The 22,278-nt window shown below is 62.8% G+C and carries 20 protein-coding genes; 16 read left to right on the top strand and 4 right to left on the bottom strand.

Annotated elements, in window-relative coordinates:
- Window positions 1-81 precede the first annotated feature (81 nt).
- The 15 genes from efp (at window position 82) to QRN42_RS02510 (ending at window position 16,283) form a co-directional block, all read left to right on the top strand.
- Window positions 82-645 (top strand): elongation factor P, encoded by a 564-nt coding sequence (gene efp, locus QRN42_RS02580; RefSeq protein ID WP_284974553.1) that lies wholly within the window; start codon window positions 82-84, stop codon window positions 643-645.
- Window positions 645-1,055: a transcription antitermination factor NusB gene (gene nusB / locus QRN42_RS02575; protein ID WP_223933009.1), complete on the top strand. Its 411-nt coding sequence runs from the start codon at window positions 645-647 to the stop codon at window positions 1,053-1,055. The genes efp and nusB overlap by 1 nt, the downstream gene beginning before the upstream one ends.
- Before the next feature lie 151 nt (window positions 1,056-1,206).
- Window positions 1,207-1,791, top strand: coding sequence for a bifunctional pyr operon transcriptional regulator/uracil phosphoribosyltransferase PyrR (gene pyrR, locus QRN42_RS02570; RefSeq protein WP_284977954.1), 585 nt, complete (start codon window positions 1,207-1,209; stop codon window positions 1,789-1,791).
- Complete coding sequence (locus QRN42_RS02565) at window positions 1,788-2,816, top strand: aspartate carbamoyltransferase catalytic subunit (protein ID WP_284977953.1); 1,029 nt, start codon at window positions 1,788-1,790, stop codon at window positions 2,814-2,816. The genes pyrR and QRN42_RS02565 overlap by 4 nt, the downstream gene beginning before the upstream one ends.
- The gene (locus tag QRN42_RS02560) at window positions 2,816-4,183 is read left to right on the top strand and encodes a dihydroorotase (RefSeq protein ID WP_284977952.1); all 1,368 of its coding nucleotides are present in this window, start codon (window positions 2,816-2,818) and stop codon (window positions 4,181-4,183) included. The genes QRN42_RS02565 and QRN42_RS02560 overlap by 1 nt, the downstream gene beginning before the upstream one ends.
- Window positions 4,183-4,704 carry a PH-like domain-containing protein gene (locus tag QRN42_RS02555; RefSeq protein WP_284977951.1) on the top strand — a complete coding sequence of 174 codons (522 nt, stop codon included), beginning with the start codon at window positions 4,183-4,185 and terminating at the stop codon, window positions 4,702-4,704. The genes QRN42_RS02560 and QRN42_RS02555 overlap by 1 nt, the downstream gene beginning before the upstream one ends.
- A complete protein-coding gene (carA, locus tag QRN42_RS02550; protein WP_284977950.1) occupies window positions 4,685-5,935 on the top strand; it encodes a glutamine-hydrolyzing carbamoyl-phosphate synthase small subunit in 1,251 nt (416 codons plus the stop codon). The genes QRN42_RS02555 and carA overlap by 20 nt, the downstream gene beginning before the upstream one ends.
- On the top strand, window positions 5,935-9,243 hold the full coding sequence (gene carB, locus QRN42_RS02545) for a carbamoyl-phosphate synthase large subunit (protein ID WP_284977949.1): 3,309 nt from the start codon (window positions 5,935-5,937) through the stop codon (window positions 9,241-9,243). Before carA ends, carB begins: the two co-directional genes overlap by 1 nt.
- Entirely contained in the window at window positions 9,236-10,108 is an 873-nt protein-coding gene (gene pyrF / locus QRN42_RS02540; RefSeq protein ID WP_284977948.1) for an orotidine-5'-phosphate decarboxylase, read from the top strand. The genes carB and pyrF overlap by 8 nt, the downstream gene beginning before the upstream one ends.
- Window positions 10,109-10,208: 100 nt before the next feature.
- Complete coding sequence (gene mihF, locus QRN42_RS02535; protein ID WP_284977947.1) at window positions 10,209-10,535, top strand: integration host factor, actinobacterial type; 327 nt, start codon at window positions 10,209-10,211, stop codon at window positions 10,533-10,535.
- A 20-nt stretch (window positions 10,536-10,555) separates the two neighbouring features.
- Window positions 10,556-11,128: a guanylate kinase gene (gene gmk, locus QRN42_RS02530; RefSeq protein ID WP_284974562.1), complete on the top strand. Its 573-nt coding sequence runs from the start codon at window positions 10,556-10,558 to the stop codon at window positions 11,126-11,128.
- A 39-nt stretch (window positions 11,129-11,167) separates the two neighbouring features.
- Entirely contained in the window at window positions 11,168-11,428 is a 261-nt protein-coding gene (gene rpoZ, locus QRN42_RS02525) for a DNA-directed RNA polymerase subunit omega (protein ID WP_017197559.1), read from the top strand.
- Window positions 11,429-11,465: 37 nt separating this feature from the next.
- Entirely contained in the window at window positions 11,466-12,716 is a 1,251-nt protein-coding gene (gene coaBC, locus QRN42_RS02520) for a bifunctional phosphopantothenoylcysteine decarboxylase/phosphopantothenate--cysteine ligase CoaBC (protein ID WP_284977946.1), read from the top strand.
- Window positions 12,717-12,790: 74 nt separating this feature from the next.
- Complete coding sequence (gene metK / locus QRN42_RS02515; protein WP_284974564.1) at window positions 12,791-14,020, top strand: methionine adenosyltransferase; 1,230 nt, start codon at window positions 12,791-12,793, stop codon at window positions 14,018-14,020.
- Window positions 14,021-14,186: 166 nt separating this feature from the next.
- Window positions 14,187-16,283 carry a primosomal protein N' gene (locus QRN42_RS02510; protein ID WP_284977945.1) on the top strand — a complete coding sequence of 699 codons (2,097 nt, stop codon included), beginning with the start codon at window positions 14,187-14,189 and terminating at the stop codon, window positions 16,281-16,283.
- A gap of 10 nt (window positions 16,284-16,293) precedes the next feature.
- Here the strand turns inward: QRN42_RS02510 and QRN42_RS02505 are convergent, their stop codons facing one another.
- The 4 genes from QRN42_RS02505 to QRN42_RS02490 form a co-directional block, all read right to left on the bottom strand.
- The gene (locus tag QRN42_RS02505) at window positions 16,294-17,376 is read right to left on the bottom strand and encodes a glycosyltransferase family 4 protein (protein ID WP_284977944.1); all 1,083 of its coding nucleotides are present in this window, start codon (window positions 17,374-17,376) and stop codon (window positions 16,294-16,296) included.
- Window positions 17,373-18,317, bottom strand: coding sequence for an alpha/beta fold hydrolase (locus QRN42_RS02500; protein ID WP_284977943.1), 945 nt, complete (start codon window positions 18,315-18,317; stop codon window positions 17,373-17,375). Before QRN42_RS02500 ends, QRN42_RS02505 begins: the two co-directional genes overlap by 4 nt.
- Before the next feature lie 10 nt (window positions 18,318-18,327).
- Window positions 18,328-19,218, bottom strand: a complete 891-nt coding sequence (locus QRN42_RS02495; RefSeq protein ID WP_284977942.1) for an aldo/keto reductase — start codon at window positions 19,216-19,218, stop codon at window positions 18,328-18,330.
- A gap of 81 nt (window positions 19,219-19,299) precedes the next feature.
- Window positions 19,300-20,262, bottom strand: a complete 963-nt coding sequence (locus QRN42_RS02490) for a sugar-binding transcriptional regulator (RefSeq protein WP_284977941.1) — start codon at window positions 20,260-20,262, stop codon at window positions 19,300-19,302.
- A gap of 121 nt (window positions 20,263-20,383) precedes the next feature.
- Here QRN42_RS02490 and QRN42_RS02485 point away from each other — a divergent pair, with 121 nt between their 5' ends.
- The gene (locus tag QRN42_RS02485; RefSeq protein ID WP_284977940.1) at window positions 20,384-22,168 is read left to right on the top strand and encodes a glycerol-3-phosphate dehydrogenase/oxidase; all 1,785 of its coding nucleotides are present in this window, start codon (window positions 20,384-20,386) and stop codon (window positions 22,166-22,168) included.
- The last annotated feature ends 110 nt before the right edge of the window (window positions 22,169-22,278 follow it).

Here is a 22,278-nt window from a genome sequence, read left to right as displayed (position 1 = left end):
CGTTTGGTGTGCCGGTTTGGCATACCAGGCTGGATGCTGGAAACCATAGCTAGAACCAGCGAAAGAAACCAGAGGATACGAGTGGCAACCACAAACGACATCAAGAACGGGACCGTACTGAAGCTCGAGGGCCAGCTCTGGAACATCATTGAGTTCCAGCACGTCAAGCCGGGTAAGGGTGGCGCTTTTGTTCGTACCAAGATGCGCAACGTCATGTCGGGCAAGGTCGTGGATAAGACTTTCAATGCCGGCCTGAAAATCGAAACCGCGACCGTGGACCGTCGCGACTACCAGTACCTGTACCAGGACGGCGAAGACTTCGTCTTCATGGACACCCAGGACTACGACCAGATCACGGTCTCCGGTGCCACAGTGGGTGACGCCACCAATTTCATGCTGGAAAACCAGATGGTCAACATCGCCATCCATGAGGGCACCCCGCTGTACATTGAGTTGCCGCCGAGCGTCACGCTTGAAATCACTTACACCGAGCCGGGCCTTCAGGGCGACCGCTCCTCGGCCGGCACCAAGCCCGCCACCGTTGAGACCGGATACGAAATCCAGGTCCCCTTGTTCGTTGAGCAGGGCACCAAAGTGAAGGTTGATACCAGGGACGGTAGCTACCTGGGCCGGGTTAACGACTAGTGAGCGCACGCGGTAAAGCCCGCAGCAGGGCTTTGGAAGTACTCTTCGAGGCGGAGCAGCGCTCCGTGTCGGCTTTCGACGCGTTGAAAGCGCGTCGGGAGAAAACAGACCTGGTCATCAACCCGTACACGGTAGAAATCGTCGAAGGGGTTGTCTCCATGCAGCCCACCATCGACGAGTTCCTGCAGACCTATGCCCAGGGATGGACGCTGGAGAGGATGCCGTCGGTAGATCGCATCATTCTCCGCATCGGTGCCTGGGAGCTTCTCTACAATGACGAAGTTCCGGACGGGGTCGCCGTCAGCGAGGCAGTAGCGCTGGCCAAGACCATGTCCACCGACGAATCCCCGGCCTTCATCAACGGATTGCTGGGAAGGCTCCAAAAATTGAAGCCTTCCCTCCTGGCCTAGAACTCCTTTGCCAGACATCAAAGACCCGCCCACAGCAAGCTGTGGAGCGGGTTTTTTGATGCGGCCCCAGGCGTTGCCCTGTGATACCTTGAACGTGCAAATATTCCTTTTTTAATTCCGTCCCGTGAGGCGGGGAAAGGGGAGACGAGCGATGACTGAAGTCACTTCAGCGCAGGTACCGTCGCGGATTGTTCTCAATCAAGCGGACATCGACCGGGCGCTGACTCGTATCGCCCATGAGATCCTTGAAGCCAACAAGGGCTCGCAAGACCTGGTTTTGTTGGGCATTCCCAGCCGCGGCTATCCCTTGGCCGTGAGGCTCGCCGAGAAGATCGCTGCCGCGGATTCAACCGTGGCCGCAGAGACCATTGTGGGCCAGCTGGATGTCACCATGTTTCGGGACGACCTCTCGCACCAGCCCACGCGGCCACCGCACCACACCCGCCTGCCTCTGTCAGGCATCGACAACAAAGTGGTGGTGCTGATTGACGATGTCCTGTACTCCGGCCGCACCATCCGCGCTGCACTTGATGCCTTGGTTGACCTCGGACGTCCCAAGATAGTGCGCTTGGCGGTATTGGTGGACAGAGGACACCGCGAACTACCCATCCGTGCTGATCATGTGGGAAAGAACCTGCCCACATCCTCCTCGGAGAAGGTCCGGGTCCGCCTCGAGGAAATCGACTCGGTGGACGGCGTGCCCGTCAACGAAGTCGTGATCGAGGCCGGTCAGTGAAACATCTCCTCTCCACCGAAAACCTCAGCGCTTCGGACGCCATTCGCATCCTTGATACGGCCGAGGAAATGTCCGCCGTCGGTGAGCGTGAAGTCAAGAAGCTTCCGGCCCTGCGTGGCCGAACCGTGGTGAACCTCTTCTTCGAGGACTCCACCCGCACCCGCATCTCCTTCGAAGCCGCAGCCAAACGCCTCTCCGCGGACGTCATCAACTTTGCGGCCAAGGGATCGTCAGTTTCCAAGGGAGAGTCCCTCAAGGACACCGCCCAAACACTGGCGGCGATGGGTGCGGACGCCGTCGTCATCCGGCATTGGGCCTCCGGAGCGCCGCACCGCCTGGCGGCCACGGACTGGATCGACGCGGCCGTCATCAACGCCGGGGACGGTACCCATGAGCACCCCACCCAGGCCCTCCTGGACGCTTTCACCATGCGGCGGCACTGGTCCCGGGTCAACGGGACGGCTTCGGTCGCGGCTGACCTCAAAGGGATGCGCGTGGCGATCGCCGGGGATGTTCTGCACTCGCGCGTCGCCCGGTCCAATGTCTGGTTGCTGAAGACCCTGGGTGCGGAGGTTACGTTGGTGGCACCGCCCACGCTGCTGCCGATCGGCGTCGAACACTGGCCGTGCAAGGTGAGTTACAACTTGGACGCGACGCTCGAAGCCGGGACCGACGCCATGATGATGCTGCGGGTCCAAGGCGAGCGGATGAATGCCTCGTTTTTCCCCTCCACGCGGGAATACTCACGCCGCTGGGGCTTCGATGACGCCAGGCTGCGTGCCTTGGATGACCTTGGCATGAAAGACACCATCATCATGCATCCCGGGCCGATGAACCGCGGGCTCGAAATATCTTCGGCTGCTGCCGATTCGCCGCGCTCCACCGTCCTTGCGCAGGTTCGCAACGGCGTCTCGGTCCGCATGGCGGCCCTATACCTGCTGCTCTCCGGGGACTCCCGCGAAGCAGCTTCAACGAACGCAGCGACACTGGCTTTCGCTGGCCAGTCCAGCAAGGAGAGCAACTGATGGCTGAGAACACTTACCTGATCCAGGGCGCTGCCATTTTGGGCGGTGACCCGGAGGATCTGTTGATTCGCGACGGCTTCATCGCGGCCCGCGGACAGGACATCTACGGCGCTGCAGGGTTCGATGACGCAACCGTCCTCGACGCCGCCGGGCTGGTGGCCCTTCCCGGCATGGTGGACGTCCACACGCATCTTCGCGAGCCGGGCCGCGAGGACGCCGAAACGGTGGAAACCGGTACTCGCGCAGCAGCCCTGGGCGGCTTCACGGCCGTCCACGCCATGGCGAACAGCAATCCTGTGGCCGATACGGCAGGCGTCGTGGAGCAGGTTCACAGCTTGGGCCGCGCAGCGGGCTGGGTGGACGTTCGTCCAGTGGGGGCGGTCACGGTTGGGCTGGCCGGTGAGCAACTCGCAGAGCTCGGTGCGATGGCAGATTCCCGCGCCCAGGTGCGGATGTTCTCCGACGACGGCATCTGCGTGCACGACCCCGTGCTGATGCGCCGTGCGTTGGAGTACGTGAAAGCGTTCGACGGCGTGGTGGCCCAGCACGCGCAGGAACCGCGCCTGACCGCCGGCGCGCAGATGAACGAGGGCGCAGTATCCGCCGTGCTCGGCCTGGCAGGCTGGCCCGCCGTTGCCGAAGAAAGCATCATTGCCCGTGACGTGCTCCTCGCACAGCACGTTGGTTCACGCTTGCACATCTGCCACGTCTCCACCGCTGGATCCGTGGAGATTGTCCGTTGGGCCAAGGCCCGGGGTATCAACGTCACCGCCGAGGTGACACCCCACCACCTGCTGCTGACCGATGAACTGGTACGCAGCTACGACCCCGTGTACAAAGTCAATCCGCCGCTTCGCACCGACGCGGACGTGCAGGCGCTGCGCGAGGGTTTGGCCGATGGCACCATCGACGTCGTGGGCACGGACCACGCGCCGCATCCCAGCGAGCACAAGGAATGCGAATGGGCCCAGGCCGCCATGGGCATGACGGGCCTCGAGACGGCGTTGTCCGTGGTTCAGGAAACCATGATCGAAACCGGCCTCATGACGTGGGCGGACTTTGCCAGGGTCACATCCTTCACCCCCGCGGTGATTGGCAGGCTCTCTGACCAGGGCCGTCCACTGGAAGTTGGCGAACCCGCCAACGTCATCTTGGTGGACCCGGCTGCGCGTTGGACGGTGGACCCCCATAAAATGGCCACCATGGGCCGCAATTCACCGTTCAAGGGCAAGGAGCTGCCTGGCTCCGTGGTGGCAACGTTCTTCAAAGGACACCCCACCGTGCTGGACGGACAGCTGAACACGCCTTACCGTTACCCGGAACATCAGGAACCGATGGGTGCCGCCGGGGCAGTCAGCAGCAAGTAATGACCAACCAGACACTTACCGTGCTGATCACGGTGCCGCTGATCGCCGTCGTTCTGGCGTTGATCTGGCTTGGGTGGCGAAGCCGCCTGAGGCGACAGTCCGACGTCGAACGCCTCCCGGAGGTGCCGCAACAACTGACGCCGGCCACCGTCGTCGCGGATGGCCAGTACGTTGTCACCACCACAGGCGGGGACTGGCTGGACCGGATCGCGGTTCAGGGCCTCGGCATCCGTACCAACGCCGAGTTGAGCGTCCACGCCGAAGGCGTGCTGTTCGACCGCAAGGGCGCGGCCCCGGTTTTCATCCCCGCCAGCGCCATCGTTGAAAGCCGCGAAGCAAGCGGCATGGCCGGAAAGTTCGTCGAGAAGGACGGGCTCCTGGTCATCAGCTGGAAACTCGGAACCCGGGAGCTGGACACCGGATTCCGATCCAAGCGCGCGGCCGACAAGAAGTACCTCCTCCAAGCCCTCCATAATTTGATCTCCGCAGCCCCTCAGGCAGATGCCGATAGTGGAAAGTAATAAAGTGACGGATAGTAAAGCAGCCACCACCCCCACCCCCTCAGCCGCAGTGCTGGTGCTCGAAGACGGCCGCATATTCCGCGGCCGCAGCTACGGCGCCCAGGGAGCGGCGCTCGGTGAGGCCGTGTTCGCCACCGGCATGACCGGCTACCAAGAGACCATTACCGACCCCTCGTACGCGCGTCAGTTGGTGGTCCAGACGGCGCCGCACATTGGCAACACAGGCGTCAACAGCGAGGACGCCGAGTCCAGGCGCATCTGGGTGGCCGGGTACATCGTTCGCGACGCCGCCCGCCGCCCCTCGAACTGGCGCTCAGAGCGCAGCCTTGACGATGAACTGACAGAGCAGGGAGTCGTTGGCATCCAGGGCGTTGACACCCGCGCCATCACACGCCACCTTCGCGAACACAAGACCATGCGTGCAGGGATCTTCTCCGGTGAGGCCGCCCAGGCATCCGAGAAAGAACTGCTCGCTACCGTCCTGGCCAGCGCCCCCATGGAAGGTGCGGCGTTGGCTGAGGAAGTTTCCGTTGACGAGGCTTACGTCGTTGAGCCCAAGGATCACGGCTGGGAGGGCGAGCCACGGTTCTCCATTGCCGCCGTCGACCTCGGCATCAAAGCCATGACGCCCGTGCGCTTTGCCGAGCGTGGGGTGCGGGTCCACGTCCTGCCCGCCACATCTACGGTCGAAGACGTCAAGGCAGTAAACCCTGACGGATTCTTCATGTCCAACGGCCCAGGCGACCCCGCCACCGCGGACCGCCAGGTTTCGCTGTTGCGTTCAGTGCTGGATGAAAAGGTCCCGTACTTCGGCATCTGCTTCGGTAACCAGATCCTGGGCCGCGCGCTCGGTTTCGGCACCTACAAGCTCCGCTACGGGCACCGTGGCATCAACCAGCCCGTCATGGACCGTCGCACAGGCAAGGTGGAAATCACCTCGCAGAACCACGGCTTCGCCGTCGACGCACCGCTCAACGGTGCCACAACTGCGCCGGAAGAACGCTACGGCCGGGTGGAAGTCAGCCACGTGTCGTTGAACGACGACGTCGTTGAAGGGCTTGCGTGCCTGGACATCCCGGCGTTCTCGGTCCAGTACCACCCGGAGGCTGCCGCCGGTCCGCACGACGCCGCGTACCTCTTCGACCGCTTCATCGACCTCATGGCCGACACCAAATCGAAAACAACCGGCGCTGCCGTCGCCACCGAATCCAAGACTGAGGACAAGAAGTAATGCCCAAGCGTACAGATCTCAAGAGCGTCCTGGTCATCGGTTCCGGCCCCATTGTTATTGGCCAGGCGGCCGAGTTTGACTACTCCGGAACCCAGGCACTGCGCGTCCTCAAGGACGAAGGCCTGCGCGTCATCCTGGTCAACTCGAACCCGGCCACCATCATGACCGACCCCGAGTTTGCCGACGCCACCTATGTCGAGCCCATCACTCCCGAGGTGGTGGAAAAGATCATCGCCAAGGAGCGCCCCGACGCCATTCTGCCCACCCTGGGTGGCCAGACAGCTTTGAATACGGCTATCGCGTTGGACAAGAACGGTGTGCTTGAGAAGTACAACGTCGAGCTGATCGGTGCGAACATCGCAGCCATCGAGCTTGGCGAAGACCGTGAGAAGTTCAAAGGCGTAGTGGAGCGTTGCGGCGCCGAGTCGGCACGCAGCCACATCATCCACACCATGGATGAGGCGTTCGTCGCCGCGGAAGACCTCGGGTACCCCATGGTTGTCCGCCCGTCCTTCACCATGGGCGGCCTGGGTTCGGGCCTTGCGTACAACGAGGATGACCTCCGCCGCATCGTGGGCCAGGGCCTGCAGTACAGCCCCACCACCGAGGTCCTGCTCGAAGAGAGCATCCTCGGTTGGAAGGAATACGAGCTCGAGATGATGCGCGACAAGAACGACAACGTCGTTGTTGTGTGCTCCATCGAAAACTTCGATCCTGTTGGCGTCCACACGGGTGACTCCATCACGGTGGCGCCGGCACTGACGCTGACCGACCGCGAGTACCAAAAGCTGCGCGACGTTTCCATTGCCGTCATCCGTGAGGTGGGCGTGGACACCGGTGGTTGCAACATCCAGTTCGCCATCGATCCAGCCACAGGACGTGTGGTGGTCATCGAGATGAACCCGCGCGTATCCCGTTCCTCCGCCCTAGCCTCCAAGGCAACAGGCTTCGCCATCGCCAAGATTGCCACCAAGCTTTCCCTTGGCTATACCTTGGACGAGATCCCCAACGACATCACCCAGAAGACTCCGGCGTCGTTTGAGCCGACGCTGGACTACGTGGTGGTGAAGGTCCCGCGCTTTGCGTTCGAGAAGTTCCCGGCCGCAGATAACACGCTGACCACTACCATGAAGTCGGTTGGCGAAGCCATGGCCATGGGCCGTAACTTCACTGAGGCGCTCCAGAAGGCGCTGCGCTCCCTGGAGCAGAAGGGCTCGCAGCTCGATTTCAGCCCGGTGCCGGAGTACGAAGTTGCCGAGCTCATCGAGAAGGCAAAGCGCCCCACTACCGACCGTCTGTACCAGGTTCAGCGGGCCCTTTTGGGCGGAGCCTCGGTGGAGGATCTCTTCGAAGCAACCAAGATCGATCCCTGGTTCCTGGACCAGTTGCAGCTTCTCAACGAGACGGCCCAAGAGATTCGCAAAGCGGGCGTCCTCACCGAGGTGATGTTGCGCACCGCCAAGCGCCACGGCTTCTCCGACGAGCAGATCGGCGCACTGACGCACAACAACGAGGCAGTGGTCCGCGGTGTGCGCCAGGCGTTGGGTATCCGGCCTGTCTACAAGACTGTGGATACTTGTGCCGCTGAGTTCGCGGCGTACACGCCGTACCACTACTCCTCCTATGACGAGGAAGACGAGGTAGGCCTGCACTCCAAGCCTTCCGTCATCATCCTTGGTTCCGGCCCGAACCGCATCGGCCAAGGTATCGAATTCGACTACTCCTGCGTCCACGCCTCGATGGCGTTGCGCAAGGCCGGGTATGAGACCGTCATGGTCAACTGCAACCCGGAAACGGTGTCCACCGACTACGACGTTTCCACCCGCCTCTACTTCGAGCCGCTGACACTTGAAGATGTCTTGGAGGTCATCGCGGCCGAGGAACGGACCGGCGGAGTGATGGGCGTGTTTGTTCAGCTCGGCGGCCAGACCCCGCTGAAGTTGGCCCAGCAACTGGCGGACGCCGGTGTTCCCATCCTCGGAACGTCCCCGGAAGCGATCGACCTCGCCGAGCACCGCGGCGCATTCGCCCGTGTGCTGGATGAGGCTGGCCTGACGTCCCCCAAGAATGGCACCGCTGTTTCCTTCGAGGATGCAAAATTGATCGCCGACGAAATCGGGTATCCGGTGCTGGTGCGTCCGTCCTACGTTTTGGGCGGCCGCGGCATGGAGATTGTCTACGATGAAGCCAACCTCTCCCGCTACATTGCCAATGCCACTGAAATCACGCCGGACCACCCGGTGTTGATTGACCGCTTCCTGGAGGACGCCGTCGAAATCGACGTCGACGCGCTCTTCGACGGTACTGACATGTACCTTGGCGGCATCATGGAGCACATCGAGGAAGCTGGCATCCACTCCGGTGACTCCGCTTGTGTGCTTCCCCCGATCACCCTGGGGAATAACGTGATCGAGCGGGTCCGCACGGCAACACGTGCCATCGCCGAAGGCGTGGGCGTCCGGGGCCTCATCAACATCCAGTTCGCGCTGGCCTCCGATGTCCTCTACGTCCTCGAAGCCAACCCGCGCGCTTCCCGCACGGTTCCGTTCGTTTCCAAAGCGACAGGCGTGCAGATGGCAAAGGCCGCGGCGCTCATCGGCACCGGCGTCACCATCAACCAGTTGCGCAGCGCATACCGGATGCTCCCTGAAACCGGCGACGGTTCCACCCTGCCGTTGGACGCACCGGTAGCCGTCAAGGAAGCTGTCCTGCCGTTCAGCCGTTTCCGCACGCCGGAAGGAAAGGTTGTGGACTCCCTGCTCGGCCCGGAAATGCGCTCCACCGGCGAGGTCATGGGGATCGACAAGCACTTCGACACCGCATTCGCCAAGAGCCAGGCAGCGGCCAATAATGCACTGCCCACCGAGGGCAAGGTGTTCGTGTCCGTCGCCAACCGTGACAAGCGCTCGGTGATCATGGGCGTCAAGCGCCTCTCGGATCTTGGCTTTGAGATCGTTTCGACCGGCGGCACGGCCGATGTCCTGCGCCGTAACGGTATCCAAGCGTCACCGGTCCGCAAGGTCGCCGAGGGCAGCAGCGCCGAGGGCGAAGGCACCATCGCCGACCTCATCATTGCCGGTGAGATCGATATGGTGTTCAACACCCCTTCCGGAGGCGAAGCACGCAGCGACGGCTATGAACTCCGCGCCGCGGCGACCTCCATTGGCATTCCTTGCATCACCACGGTGGCGGAATTCAATGCCGCCGTGCAGGCAATAGAGGCTCTGCGGACCTACGAGTGGTCAGTCACCAGCCTCCAGGAGCACGCGGCCAACCTGGCAAAGGCAGTGGAAGCTGCCAATGCCTGAGTCCACTGTCCGCAATGACACGCAGCAGCCCGCCCGGGAGTCTTTCGGCTCCCGGCTGGCTGCGGCCATGGCTGCCCGCGGTCCGCTCTGCGTTGGGATCGACCCGCACCCGCAGTTGCTGGCCGAGTGGGGATTGAACGACGACGCCGCGGGGCTGGAGCGCTTCTCCCTGACCGTTGTGGAAGCCGTGGGTTCCCTCGCTGCCGCGGTGAAACCGCAAGTGGCCCTCTATGAGCGTCACGGGTCCGCTGGCATGGCTGTACTGGAGCGGACGCTTGCCGCGGCGTCGGATACCGGCATCCTGAGCATCGCCGACGCCAAGCGCGGGGACATCGGCTCCACCATGGCCGCATATGCCGATGCGTGGCTACGCGATGGATCGGCACTGGCGGCGGACTCGGTGACCCTGAGCCCGTACCTGGGCTTTGAGTCCCTGCGACCAGCGCTGGAGCTTGCGGCAGAGTATGGCAGGGGAGTGTTCGTGCTGGCCCTGACGTCCAACCCTGAGGGCAAATCCGTCCAGCACGTTGGTGGTGGGGATTCGGTCGCCCGGCGCATCGTGGCCGCTGCCGGCGTCGAAAATCAACGCTACGAAGGCAGCCTCGGCTCTGTTGGCCTGGTTGTTGGAGCGACGATCGGGTCTGCCCTCAAGGACTTGGACATTGATCTTGGTCCTGTTCGTGGAGCCATTCTGGCACCGGGGCTTGGCGCCCAAGGCGCTACGCCTGCTGATCTCCGTGCGACGTTCGGCGCGGCCTATCCGACGGTCCTGGCTACCTCCAGCCGGGGGATCTTGGCGGCTGGTCCCTCCGCCGCGGCCCTGCGGGAGGCCACTGAAGCAACCTTGGATGGGCTACGCTCCTAGTCGGCTGCTTCTACTCATTGCGAAACGTGGTCCCTAACGGTAGGTTCAGCATCAGCGCGCGTGATCTGGATCACAAGCATGATCTGACAGGGGTTTAGCAGTGGGCCTTAAGGAGTTGACGCCCCAGGAGCGTTCCGACGCGCTTGAGAAGGCCGCCAAGGCGCGGGCCACCCGTGCCGCAGCCAAGGAACAACTCAAGCGCGGAGAGGTGAGCGTAGCGGAGCTGATTTCCTCGGCGGATACCGATGATGCGATCGCGCGTATGCGGGTGGTGGAGCTTCTGGAGGCGCTGCCGGGAATCGGCCCTGTACGGGCGGCCGGGATTATGGGCGAGATTGGCATCGCCGCGTCCAGGCGAATCAAGGGGCTTGGAATTCACCAGGCTCGAGCGCTGGTAGATTTTATGGATACCCAACAAAGCGTTTGACGCATTTCCCGAAGGAATCCGTGAGCAAGAAACCCGGACTGACTGTCCTTGCAGGCCCCACTGCCGTTGGCAAGGGAACCGTATCCACCTACATCAGGGACAATTATCCGGAAGTTTGGCTTTCCGTTTCGGCCACAACCCGCGCGGCCCGTCCGGGGGAAACCGATGGCGTGCACTACTTCTTCAAGTCCGCCGAGGAATTCGACTCACTGGTCGCTGACGGCGAACTGCTGGAATGGGCCGTGGTCCACGGCCACAACCGCTATGGCACGCTGCGCAGCACCGTCAATGCTGCCATCGCCGATGGCAAATCAGTCCTTTTGGAAATCGACCTCCAAGGTGCCCGCCAAGTAAAGGCTGCCGTTCCGGACGCGAATTTCGTCTTCCTCGCTCCGCCCAGCTGGGACGAAATGGTTCGTCGGCTGGTTGGCCGGGGGACTGAAAGTGCGGAGGAGCAGCAGCGGAGGCTGGAAACCGCTAAACTGGAACTTGCTGCTGAACCGGAGTTTGACCACACCGTCATCAATGACGACGTTCGCCGGGCAGCAGACGAGCTTGTTTCACTCATGGGGCTCACCCCGCACGGGCGCTAAGCGCTTGCATTTGTTGGCCCGCTAGAATTTGGAGAATTCGTGTCCACGAACCTTGAAGGCATCATCAACCCGCCGATCGATTCGCTGCTTGAGGCTGCCGATTCCAAGTACGGCCTGGTCATCTTCGGCGCCAAGCGTGCCCGCCAGATCAACGCCTACTACGCCCAGCTGCACGAGGGCCTGTTCGAGTACGTTGGTCCGTTGGTCGATACCAAGCTGAACGAAAAGTCCCTGTCCATCGCGCTCCGCGAGATCAACGAGGGCCTGCTGGTCTCCACCCCGATCGAACCGGCAGAATAAGCAGGACAACAACAGACTGCCTGCTGACGGAGGTCACGTGCGCATAGTCCTCGGAGTCGGGGGAGGGATCGCAGCCTACAAGGTTGCATCGCTCCTCCGGCTTTTTACTGAAGCCGGACACGAGGTCACGGTCATTCCCACGGAGGCCGCTACGCGGTTCGTGGGAGTCGCCACCTGGGAGGCGCTCTCAGGAAACCCCGTGAGCAACAGCGTGTTCGATGCCGTTGAGAGTGTGAACCATGTCCGGCTGGGGCATGAAGCCGACCTGATCGTCGTCGCTCCGGCCACCGCAGACCTCCTCGCCAGGGCTGCCGCGGGGCAGGCTGGGGACCTGCTCACCACCACGCTCTTGATGGCCCACGGTCCGGTCCTGTTCGCGCCCGCCATGCACACGGAGATGTGGCAGCACGCCGCAACGCAGGCCAATGTGGAGACGTTGCGCAGCCGTGGTGTAACGGTGCTCGAACCGGCCTCCGGGCGCCTGACCGGTGCCGACTCCGGCCCGGGACGCTTGCCCGAGCCGGAAGTGATCTTCACCGCAGCGTTGGCCTTGGCCGAAGCTGCCCTGGCCTCGGAAGAAATCCCGTCACCGCGCACCTCCCTTGCCGGACGCTCAGTCACCATATCCGCTGGTGGAACCAGGGAAGCCCTGGACCCTGTGCGCTTCCTCGGCAACCGTTCCTCCGGAAAGCAGGGGGTCGCACTGGCAGCCGCAGCCTTGGAAGCCGGGGCAACGGTCCGGTTCATTGCCGCGCATATGGACGTCGAGCCACCGGCCGGCGTCGAGCTTGTCCGCGTTGAATCGGCCCTGGAACTGCGCGAGGCAGCGCTGACGGCGGCGGTTGATTCCGACGTCGTCATCATGGCTGCCGCCGTGGCGGATTTCCGTCCGGCAGCGGTTTCGGACACCAAGATCAAGAAGGTCGACGGCGAGGACGCGCCAGTGATTCAACTGGTCCGGAACCCGGACATCCTGCAGGAACTTGTCGAGCGCCGAAACACCCGTGGTGGTCGGCAGTTGGTGGTGGGTTTCGCTGCGGAAACCGGTGATGCGCAAGGCGACGTCCTGGAGCACGCCACCGCGAAACTCAAACGCAAAGGCTGTGACCTGTTGGTTGTCAACCAGGTGGGTGCTGGTCGCGTCTTCGGCCAGGACGAAAATTCCGTGGTGATACTTTCGGGCCACGGTGCACAACCCCAGCCAGCCGCGGGATCTAAAGCGGACGTAGCTGCTGCCGTCATGGACCGTGTGGCATCGGAACTGACGCAACATTTCCCGGTCGCCTAAACGGGCGGCCCCCAATTCTTCGCATAGGGACACACGGCAGATGCCGCCGTCCCGCAACACAGTAAGGTGGTCGAGTGACTTTACCGCTGCACCATGAACGCCATGGCACCCCGCCCAAGCTCCGGCTCTTCACCTCCGAGTCTGTCACTGAAGGGCACCCGGACAAGATCTGCGATCAAATCAGCGACGCCATTTTGGACGCGCTGCTTGCCGCCGACCCCGAATCGCGGGTAGCCGTTGAGACCATGGCCACCACCGGCTTGGTCCACGTGGCTGGTGAAGTCACAACGGATGCTTACGTCGAGATTCCGCAGATTGTCCGCGAGACGATTTTGGGCATTGGCTACGATTCGTCAGCCAATGGCTTCGACGGCGCGCGGTGCGGCGTCTCCGTTTCCATCGGCCAGCAGTCAAACGACATTGCCGGCGGAGTATTCAACTCACTTGAGGCCCGCGAAGGCCGCCAGGAGGACGACTACGATCTCCAAGGCGCCGGCGACCAGGGCCTGATGTTCGGTTACGCGAGCGACGAGACTGCGTCCTATATGCCAACGCCGATTTGGTTGGCCCACCGACTTTCCGAACGCCTCACCGAGGTGCGGAAGAACGGCGAACTCGCGTATTTGCGGCCCGACGGCAAGACCCAGGTCACGGTAGGGTACGACGGCGATCGACCCGTTTCGGTTGAAACGGTTGTGATCTCGAGCCAGCACGCGGAAGAAGCGAGCCTGGATCAGTTGCGGGCAGACCTCGCCAGTTACGTCATCGAACCCGTCCTGTCCGCGTCGAACCTCGATCTATCGCGCACGGCCAACATCCTGAACCCCGCAGGGGCCTTCGTCATTGGCGGCCCGGTGGGGGATGCCGGCCTGACTGGTCGCAAGATCATCGTGGATACCTACGGTGGGTTCTCGCGCCACGGCGGTGGAGCCTTTTCCGGAAAAGATCCGTCCAAGGTCGACCGTTCCGCGGCGTACGCCATGCGCTGGGTTGCCAAGAACGTGGTGGCCGCGGGACTGGCCAAGCGCGCCGAGATCCAGATTGCCTACGCCATTGGCCAGGCGCGGCCGGTGGGTACCTACGTTGAGACCTTTGGGACGGAAACAGTTGACCCGGCCCGGATCAGCGAAGCTATCGACGAGCTGTTCGATCTCCGTCCCCGGGCCATCATTGATGCCCTGGATCTCAAGCGTCCCATCTATGCCAAGACTGCTGCGCATGGCCACTTCGGCCGCGACGAGCCCGATTTCACGTGGGAGCGTTTGGATCGCGTAGCGGACCTGAAGGAATACTTCAACGCCTGATCAGTACGGTGCTTGCTTGGCCTTAGTCGCAGCCGGTTGCTGTTTTGTCAGTGGCCCGTGATTGGCTTGAGCCAGAGAGATGCCCGCAGTGGGTCCGTCCCGCTGCGGGCATCCGTCATTGAGGGCCGTGTCGGTTCGCACGAGAAACGCCGTGGAGGTGAAGGATATGGCAGTACGCGAGGGTCAGTCTTCGCTGCTTCAGCCTTCATTGCTGCAAGGGTTTCCGGACCGGACACCGGCAAGCGGTCCTCCGTTGGCCGAGGACAATCCAGTGGCCCGCGTGGTTCTCGAGTCCGGCCTGCCCCATCTGGACCGGCCCTTCGATTACAGCGTCCCCGCCGAACTGTCCGCTGCCGCACTTCCCGGAGTACGTGTGAAGGTCAAGTTCAACGGGCAGGAGTTGAACGGCTATCTGGTGGAGAGACGCGCGGACTCCGATGCCGCCCACCCACTGACCCCGCTTCATAAAGTGGTGTCCGGTGTAGCGGTCCTCACTCCCGCAGTCCTCGAGCTTGCGGGCACGGTGGCCGCCCGGTACGCCGGAACGTTGAGCGATGTCCTCCGGACGGCGATTCCGCCACGGGTTGCCAAGGTGGAGAAGGAACTGCTTTCCGGAGACGCAGAAGCTGAAACGGCTGCGCCGGAAACGTTGTCGGTGCCTGCCCGGGCTTGGCGTGACTACTCCAACGGCACACCGTACCTGCAGCATCTTGCTGCCGGAGGTTCACCCAAGGCCGTGCTGACCGCCCTGCAGGGTTTTGGGACGGAAGGGTGGCCCGAACTGGTGGCCACCGCGGTAGCCACGGTCCGATCCTCCGGACGCGGTGCGGTGGTGGTGGTGCCGGACTACCGTGATCTTGAACGGTTGGAGGCGGCACTGGCTAAGCTCTTGCCGCCGTCGGACGTCGCTCGTCTCACTGCTGACGACGGCCAGACTCCGCGGTACAGAAACTTCCTCCGGGTCCTGACCGGGGCAGCCGGGGTGGCCATCGGGACCCGTTCGGCGGCGTATGCACCTGTTCGGGACCTCGGGTTGGTGGTGTGTTGGGACGACGGCGACGACCTCCACATAGAGCAACGGGCCCCGTATGCGCACACACGTGAGGTCCTGCTCCTCAGGGCCGAACAGGAGAACGCCGCATGCCTCATGGCTGCCCATAGCAGGAGTACCGAACTTCAGCGCCTGGTGGAGCTTCAGTGGGCTGTTCCCATTGAGGCCCCTAGGACAACCGTGCGGTCCACGGTGCCCAGGGTGCTCAACACTGCAGACAGCTTTGAGCAGGAACGCGATCCCTTGGCCCGGATTGCACGACTGCCCGGGGCTGCCTGGCGTGCAGCCAAGGAAGGCCTGGAACGTGGCCCCGTTTTGGTCCAGGTGGCCCGGGCCGGCTACGCGCCGTCGCTCGTATGCGAGACATGCCGCGAGCTCGCCCGCTGTAACGCCTGCCAAGGCCCTTTGGCGGTCTCCAGCGGCTCAGCGATGCCCGCCTGCAAGTGGTGCTCCACCCCGGCACCGCAGTGGCGTTGCAGTCACTGTAACGGGACCAGGCTGCGCAGGGGAGCCACGGGGGCCATCAGGACTGCCGAGGAACTGGGACGGGCATTTCCCGGCCACGCTGTGGTGACCTCATCCGGGGAACAGGTGAAGTCACGCGTGCCGGACGTGCCGGCCTTGGTGGTGGCAACCGTGGGGGCGGAGCCCGTGGCCACCAATGGCTATGCCGCTGCGTTGCTGCTGGACGGCAATTCCTTGCTTCGGCGGGAAAACCTGCGGGCCGGCGAAGACACGGTTCGCCGCTGGTTTAATGCCGCTGCACTGGTGCGGCCAGCCACAGAGGGCGGCCTCGTGGTCATTACCGCGGACGACACCTCAGCTACCGGGGCATTGTTGCGGTGGGACGCCGCTGGATACGCTTCCCGGGAACTGGCGCTCCGGAAGGAACTCCAGCTCCCGCCAGCGGTCCGGGTGGCCTCAGTCACGGGTGACAGGGCCGACGTCGAGCATTTCGCGAACGCCTTCGAGGCAGGTGTCGCGCTGCCCGCCGGGACCAAACTTCGCGTTGCCGGGCCTGCCGCAGTGAACCTGTTCGCCGGAGCGGGGCAGGGCGCTGACCTTGAGGCCGAGGTGAGGACGCTGTACTTCATCCCTTACGCCCATGCGGCGGAAACCACCCGCGCCATGCGGGCTGTCAAGGCCGCCAGTGCCGCCAAGCGAACTTCGGGCCCGGTGCAGTTGCGCCTGGACGGCGTGGACGTCCTCTAGTTTCAGCCCGCTACTTCCTGTTACCCCGCAAGGCCACAGCTTCCTCCGCGGCGGCAAGAAGTTGCCGCGCGGATTCGTGCCAGTTGAATTCCGCCGCTTGCTCCACGGACTGGCGGGAGCGCTCTTGCCAGAGCACGTCATCACCTAGGGCGGTCACTGCCGTTGCGAAGTCCGCGGACGATTCCGGGTCCACGTAACTCACGGCGTCGCCGCCTACTTCCCGGAAGATAGGGATGTCGCTGGCGATCACAGGCGTGCCCAGCGCCATCGACTCCACCAGTGGCAGGCCGTACCCCTCGGCACGCGAGAGGCTGATGAGCGCCGTCGCCTTTTTGAGAAGCTCTTCATACTCCGCGTCGGTGACGCCGTTGTGGAACTGTACCGAAGCTCCATGCGGAATCATGGCCTCCAGCTCCTCGCGTCGCTGTGGCGTGATCCGGCTCAGAAGGTGGAGGCTGAAGCTCGGGAGCCCGGCCATGCCACGGATCATGGTTTCCACGTTTTTGTAGGGCATGAATGAACCCATGTAGAGCAAGGTCTTCTCCGCTCCTGCAGCGGGATCGCGTGGGGTTTGTCCCGGCTGGGGGGCGTTGCCGACAATCCGCACCGGTCTCTTGGTGAGCTTGTATTTGGCAATCAAGGCCTCGGTGGTGCTGCTGATCGTAGCCACGACGTCGGCCCGGTTCAGCAGCAGCCGTTGCGGCCAGAAGGCCTTGTGGTAGAGCCGCCAGAGCACCCGCACAGGCGCGGGAAGGAATCCCGGGGGTGCGGGGTGCTCGTAGTAGATCAGATCGTGCAGCGTGAGGATCAACCCGTACTTCCGGCCGACGGTGCCCATGGTCTGCATGGGGCACACCACGACGTCGGCGTTAAGCGGGTTGACCTTGCGGGCCACGAACAACTCCCTGGGCGAGAGTGGGCTGTTGATCAGGACGTACGGCACGTCGGGAAGCAATGCCAACTGGCGCTTGTCGCTGATCAGCATGGTGACGTCTGCGATCTTCGATGTGGCGGCTATGAGGCTTGACCCGTAGCGGCTGATGCCATCGTGGTGGTCCGTCCTGGTAAAGCGGGCGTCGATGACTATTTTCACGCGGGGTGTTCCTCCAGGAAAGTACGGATGGCAGCAGCCGCCGGCGCCGGCGTCTCGTAATGGATCAAATGCCCGACGCCGGGAATCACTTCCAGCTTGGCGTCGGGTAGGCGCTTCACCAGTTTGTACTGGTCGGGCAGGGTGGCGATCTCGTCCTTTTCGCCCGCGACGAGCAGGACGGGCAGCGCCAGTTTTTCGGCGACCTCCGCTACGTTGCCCGAAACCGAGGCTTTGAAGGATTCGAGCAGGCTCTTCCTGTCCGAAAACGCACTGAAGTAGGCATCGTGTTGCCCATGGATGAAGCGGCGGAGCCGCTTGTCTTTGGTCTTGGCCATGGTGATGCTCATGACGCGGACAATCGCACGGTTCCTCAGGATCGCCAATCCCAGCCGCCGGGGGAGTTTTGCAGATGCCTGGTAATAGAAAACAGCGAGCTTGGTCATGATGCCCTTAGGCCCTTCCAGCGCCGGAGCCGCGATGGGGTTGACCAAGATCAGGGGAGAAACAGCGCCCGGATGGGCCGCCACGAAGTGGCTTGCCACGATCGAGCCGAAAGAGTGCCCGAGCAAGACCGTCTTGGGGCCTAATCCGAGGGCGCTCATGAAGCCCGAAATGAACCGCCCATATCGTTCAACGGTGTGCTCATCGCCCTTGAAAGGATCTGAGCTTCCGAAGGCAGGCAGGTCGGGCATGATCAGCCGCATCTCCGGTAGTTGGTCAGCGACCCGCAGCAGGCCATGGTGATCCCCGCGGAATCCGTGGATAACCAGGATGGTGCGTGTTTGGGGCGTCAGCGTGACCGGTTCGTACGTCCAATAGGCTACGTTGCTGCCATCAACAGTCACTTCCAATGCGTGCGTCCTCCCTGCAAGGGACGCGCTGAAGAATTCGCTGCGGGTCTGCCCGCCATGGGAGAAGTTCGCGGTGTCCACCTTTTCCATGTGGCTGCTCCTAGTTCACGTTGTCCGGGTGCGACCCCGTGCGATGGTGGCGTTCGAGTCCGGCGATTCCATCCATGTCGCCGGAGTCCAGCTCAAAATCGAAGACGTTAAAGTTCTCCTTGATCCTTTCCGCCGAGCTTGCTTTGGGAATGACCAGGTTCCCCAGTTGCAGGTGCCAGCGGAGAATGATCTGGGCCGGCGTCCGGGCATGCTTGTGTGCCAGCGACACAATGGCCGGGTCAGCCAAGACCTGGCCCCGGCCGAGCGGGCTCCAAGCTTCAGTGGCGATGCCAAGCTGTTCGTGCAGTGTCCGCAAGCTGGTCTGCTGCAACCATGGATGCAGCTCGACTTGATTGACGGCTGGGACCACTTCGGCCTTTTGCATGAGCTCTTCAAGATGTCCTGGCTGGAAGTTAGAGACGCCGATCGCGCGTACCTTGCCCTCGCGATAAAGCGTCTCCATGGCTTTGTAGGTCTCGACGAAGAGTCCCCTGCCGGCGCACGGCCAGTGGATGAGGTAGAGGTCGATGTAGTCCAGTCCCAGATTGGAAATGGAGGTGTCGAAGGCCCGGAGCGTGGCATCGTAGCCGTGGTGGTCATTCCAGACCTTGGTGGTCACGAACACGTCTTCCCGCATCAGGTTGTGGACGGCTTCACCGGAGCCGCCTGTAGTCCCAACAGCGGAATCTGCTTGTGCGGCATCGCCGATCGCCCCTCCGATTCCGCGGCCAACGCCCACCTCATTGCCGTACATGGCGGCTGTATCGAAGCGCCGGTACCCTGCGGCAAGTGCCGTTGCCACGAGCGACCCGGCATCAGCGGGGGGTACCTTGTAGAGTCCGAACCCCAGGCGGTCCATCTGTACGCCGTTGTTTAGTGCCATTCGGGCAGGAAATCTCATAGCACGACTCTACCTATACCTCGCGATGTTATTTCCGGAAGCTGGTGCTGCCGAGGGTCACGTCGCGGGTTAAGGCGAAACCTATCCCTCGTGGGCGGAGGAGACCAAGCGCCGGGCAGAGGCTTCGTCGAGGATCAGGTCCGTGGCCAAACCTGCGGCAAGCGCCCCCTGTAGTCCGTTGATTTTTGATGCCCCGGACACCACGCAGATCCGTCGTCGGACTTGTCGTAGTTGTTCGTGGCTCGGTCCGGTTGACCTCTCGTTGAGCGTGATGCCGTCTGAGGAACCGTCGCTTCGAAAGAACACGGTCGCTACATCGCCCACGACGTCGTCCGCCGCCAGGACTGCGAGGTCTTGTTCGTCGAGGTAGCCGCCGGCGTAGACGTGGCTCGGGTAATCGGAATGGACGGTGCCCACACCGAAGATGGCGATACTCATCCGGGCTTGAAGGTCCAGGATGCGTTGAACGCTGCGTTCATTCCACATAGCTGTCTTTGTTGCGGCGTGGTCAAAAAAGGCCGGGACGGGAAATTGTTCAACCCGCGCACCGTAAGCGGCTCCGAAGCGGCGCATGATGTCGCTGGCATAGGTGATCCCTGTGGTTTGCATGTTTCCAGCGCCGTTGAGCTGCACCACGATGCTGTCGTGGGTGATCTTGCGCGTGAGCTGGCGACTGACCGCGCTGAGCGTCGCGCCCCATGCCACGCCGATGATGGCATTCGAGTCCACCAAGGGTCCGATGGTCCTTGCGGCCTGCATGGCCACGCGGTCCAACGTCTCTGCTTCGTTCAGCGTGTCCAGTACGGGAACGACGTGGACGTCGACGCCGAATTGGCTGCGGATCTGGCTTTCCAGCTCAGGACCTGTGTCAAAAGGACTCCTGATCTGGACCTGCACCAGGCCGGTTTCCCTGGCGGAGGACAGGAGCCTGGACACCGTGGAGCGGGATGTCCGGAGTTCCCGGGCGATCGCGTCCATGGTCAGGTCCTGCAAGTAATACATCTGTGCAGCTCGGAGCGCATCTGCGTGCCGTGATCGTGCCATCTCATATCCTTACTGCACGTTTGTGCAAATAGCTTGACTCCATTTTCCACCTTAGCCAGATTAGTGGTGAACGGTGCAGCAGCGAGCCTCGCAGCGCACGAGCCGAGCCCAAGGAGCAGTTTTGGGACACAACAAGAATTCAGGTACCTCCGGCCACGCAGCACAGCGTGATTCCGTCATTGCTTTGCAGGAGCGGCCGTCAGCGAAGGTGCTCATCATCGGTGGTGGGATCAACGGCGTCGGAACCTTCCGTGATCTGGCGCTGCAGGGAGTGGACGTCGCCCTTGTGGAACGCGGCGACTATTGCCAGGGCGCCAGCGGCGCATCGTCGCACATGATCCACGGCGGGATCCGCTACCTGGAAAATGGCGAGTTCCGCCTCGTCCAGGAGTCCGTGGTGGAGCGCAACAGGCTGCTGCGCATCGCTCCGCATTACGTGAAGCCGCTGCAGACCACCATTCCCATTTTCAGCACCTTCTCGGGAATCCTCTCAGCGCCCATGCGCTTCCTGACGCACAAGCAGGGCAAGCCCAAGGAGCGCGGTGCGTTCCTCATCAAAGTTGGCCTGAGCATGTACGACTTCTTCTCACGCGACGGCGGCAGCGTTCCGCGCCACCAGTTCCGTGGCCGGAGCAAAGCCTTGGCTGAGCTTCCCAAGCTGCACTCCGGTATCAAGTACGCGGCTACCTACTTTGACGCCTCGGTCCATAACCCCGAGCGCTTGACCCTTGACGTCCTGCAGGACGGCGAGAAGGCAGGCCGCGGCGGCGGGCTGCCGGGAGGAAGTGCCCGTGCCAGCAACTACGTCTCCCTGGTATCGATGGGTGCGGAGGGTGTCCTCCTCCGGGACGAACTGACCGGCAAGGAATTCGAGTTCCAGGCTGACGTCATCGTGAACACCACGGGTGCTTGGGTGGACCTCACCAACGCCGCCATGGGCGCTGCCAGCAAATACATGGGTGGCACCAAGGGCTCGCACATTGTCTTGGACCACCCTGAGCTGCTCGCTGCCTGCAATGGCCGGGAAATCTTCTTCGAACACACTGACGGTCGCATCGTCCTCATCTACCCGATGGGTGATCGCGTACTCGTTGGGACCACGGATGTGGACGCTGATATGTCCGAAGACGCAGTGTGCACGGAGGAGGAGATCGACTACTTCTTCGATCTGGTGGGCCATGTGTTTCCCACTATCAAGGTGGAGCGCGAACAGATCGTCTACAGCTTCGCCGGTGTACGTCCCCTGCCGCGCCACGAAGCAACCCAACCCGGCTTCGTCTCGCGTGACTACCGGATCGAACGCAGCGTCCGCACCGGCAGTGATGGCGTAGCAACGCCTGGCGGTAAGGCCGCCGTCGTGCTCAGCCTCGTAGGCGGCAAATGGACCACCTTCCGCGCCTTGGCGGAACACATGACCAACGATGTCCTCCGTGAACTCGGCATGGAACGTAAGGTCTCGACGGCGAAGCTCGCCATCGGCGGCGGTGCCGGCTTCCCTGCATCGGTGCAAGCCGAACAGGAATGGATCAAGAAGCACATGGGCCCGGGCCTGGACGCCGATCGGGTAGCGGTCCTGCTGACACGCTACGGAACCCGTGCGGAGGCAGTCATCGAATACCTGAAGGCCGGGCACGACACGCCGCTGCGCTCAACCCGTGAGCTGAGCGTCCGCGAGCTGGCCTACATGGCTGAGCATGAGCAGATCGGGCACTTGGTGGATGTACTCATCCGCAGGACATCCCTGGCCTTCCGTGGCTTGGTCACGGGGGAGCTGCTCAATGAGATTGCCGCAGCAATCGCCCAGCCCTTGGGATGGGACCCTGCACGCCGGGAAACCGAAATCCGTCACGCCCAGGACGTACTTCGCAGGTTCCACAAAGTAGAGGTGCACAGCCTCGTAGCCTGAGCGCAGGCGAGGCAAGAAGCTTGACCGCCCCAAATGCGGTAGGGGCGGAAATGGGGTAGGAGGACCAGCTGGTCCTCCGCACCGGAACGGTACCGATGATGTGCCGTCCC

This window comes from Arthrobacter sp. fls2-241-R2A-200, assembly GCF_030209745.1.
In the GTDB taxonomy this organism is placed as follows: Bacteria; Actinomycetota; Actinomycetes; order Actinomycetales; family Micrococcaceae; genus Arthrobacter.
Note: the sequence above shows the minus strand (reverse complement) of the source record. Positions and strands in the feature narration are given on the sequence as shown.

Coding starts and splice junctions, on each gene's coding strand:
- pyrR (WP_284977954.1), top strand. CDS start 1,207: ATGACTGAAGTCACTTCAGCGCAGGTACCGTCGCGGATTGTTCTCAAT.
- QRN42_RS02560 (WP_284977952.1), top strand. CDS start 2,816: ATGGCTGAGAACACTTACCTGATCCAGGGCGCTGCCATTTTGGGCGGT.
- QRN42_RS02555 (WP_284977951.1), top strand. CDS start 4,183: ATGACCAACCAGACACTTACCGTGCTGATCACGGTGCCGCTGATCGCC.
- carA (WP_284977950.1), top strand. CDS start 4,685: ATGCCGATAGTGGAAAGTAATAAAGTGACGGATAGTAAAGCAGCCACC.
- carB (WP_284977949.1), top strand. CDS start 5,935: ATGCCCAAGCGTACAGATCTCAAGAGCGTCCTGGTCATCGGTTCCGGC.
- pyrF (WP_284977948.1), top strand. CDS start 9,236: ATGCCTGAGTCCACTGTCCGCAATGACACGCAGCAGCCCGCCCGGGAG.
- QRN42_RS02510 (WP_284977945.1), top strand. CDS start 14,187: ATGGCAGTACGCGAGGGTCAGTCTTCGCTGCTTCAGCCTTCATTGCTG.
- QRN42_RS02500 (WP_284977943.1), bottom strand. CDS start 18,317: ATGGAAAAGGTGGACACCGCGAACTTCTCCCATGGCGGGCAGACCCGC.
- QRN42_RS02495 (WP_284977942.1), bottom strand. CDS start 19,218: ATGAGATTTCCTGCCCGAATGGCACTAAACAACGGCGTACAGATGGAC.
- QRN42_RS02490 (WP_284977941.1), bottom strand. CDS start 20,262: ATGGCACGATCACGGCACGCAGATGCGCTCCGAGCTGCACAGATGTAT.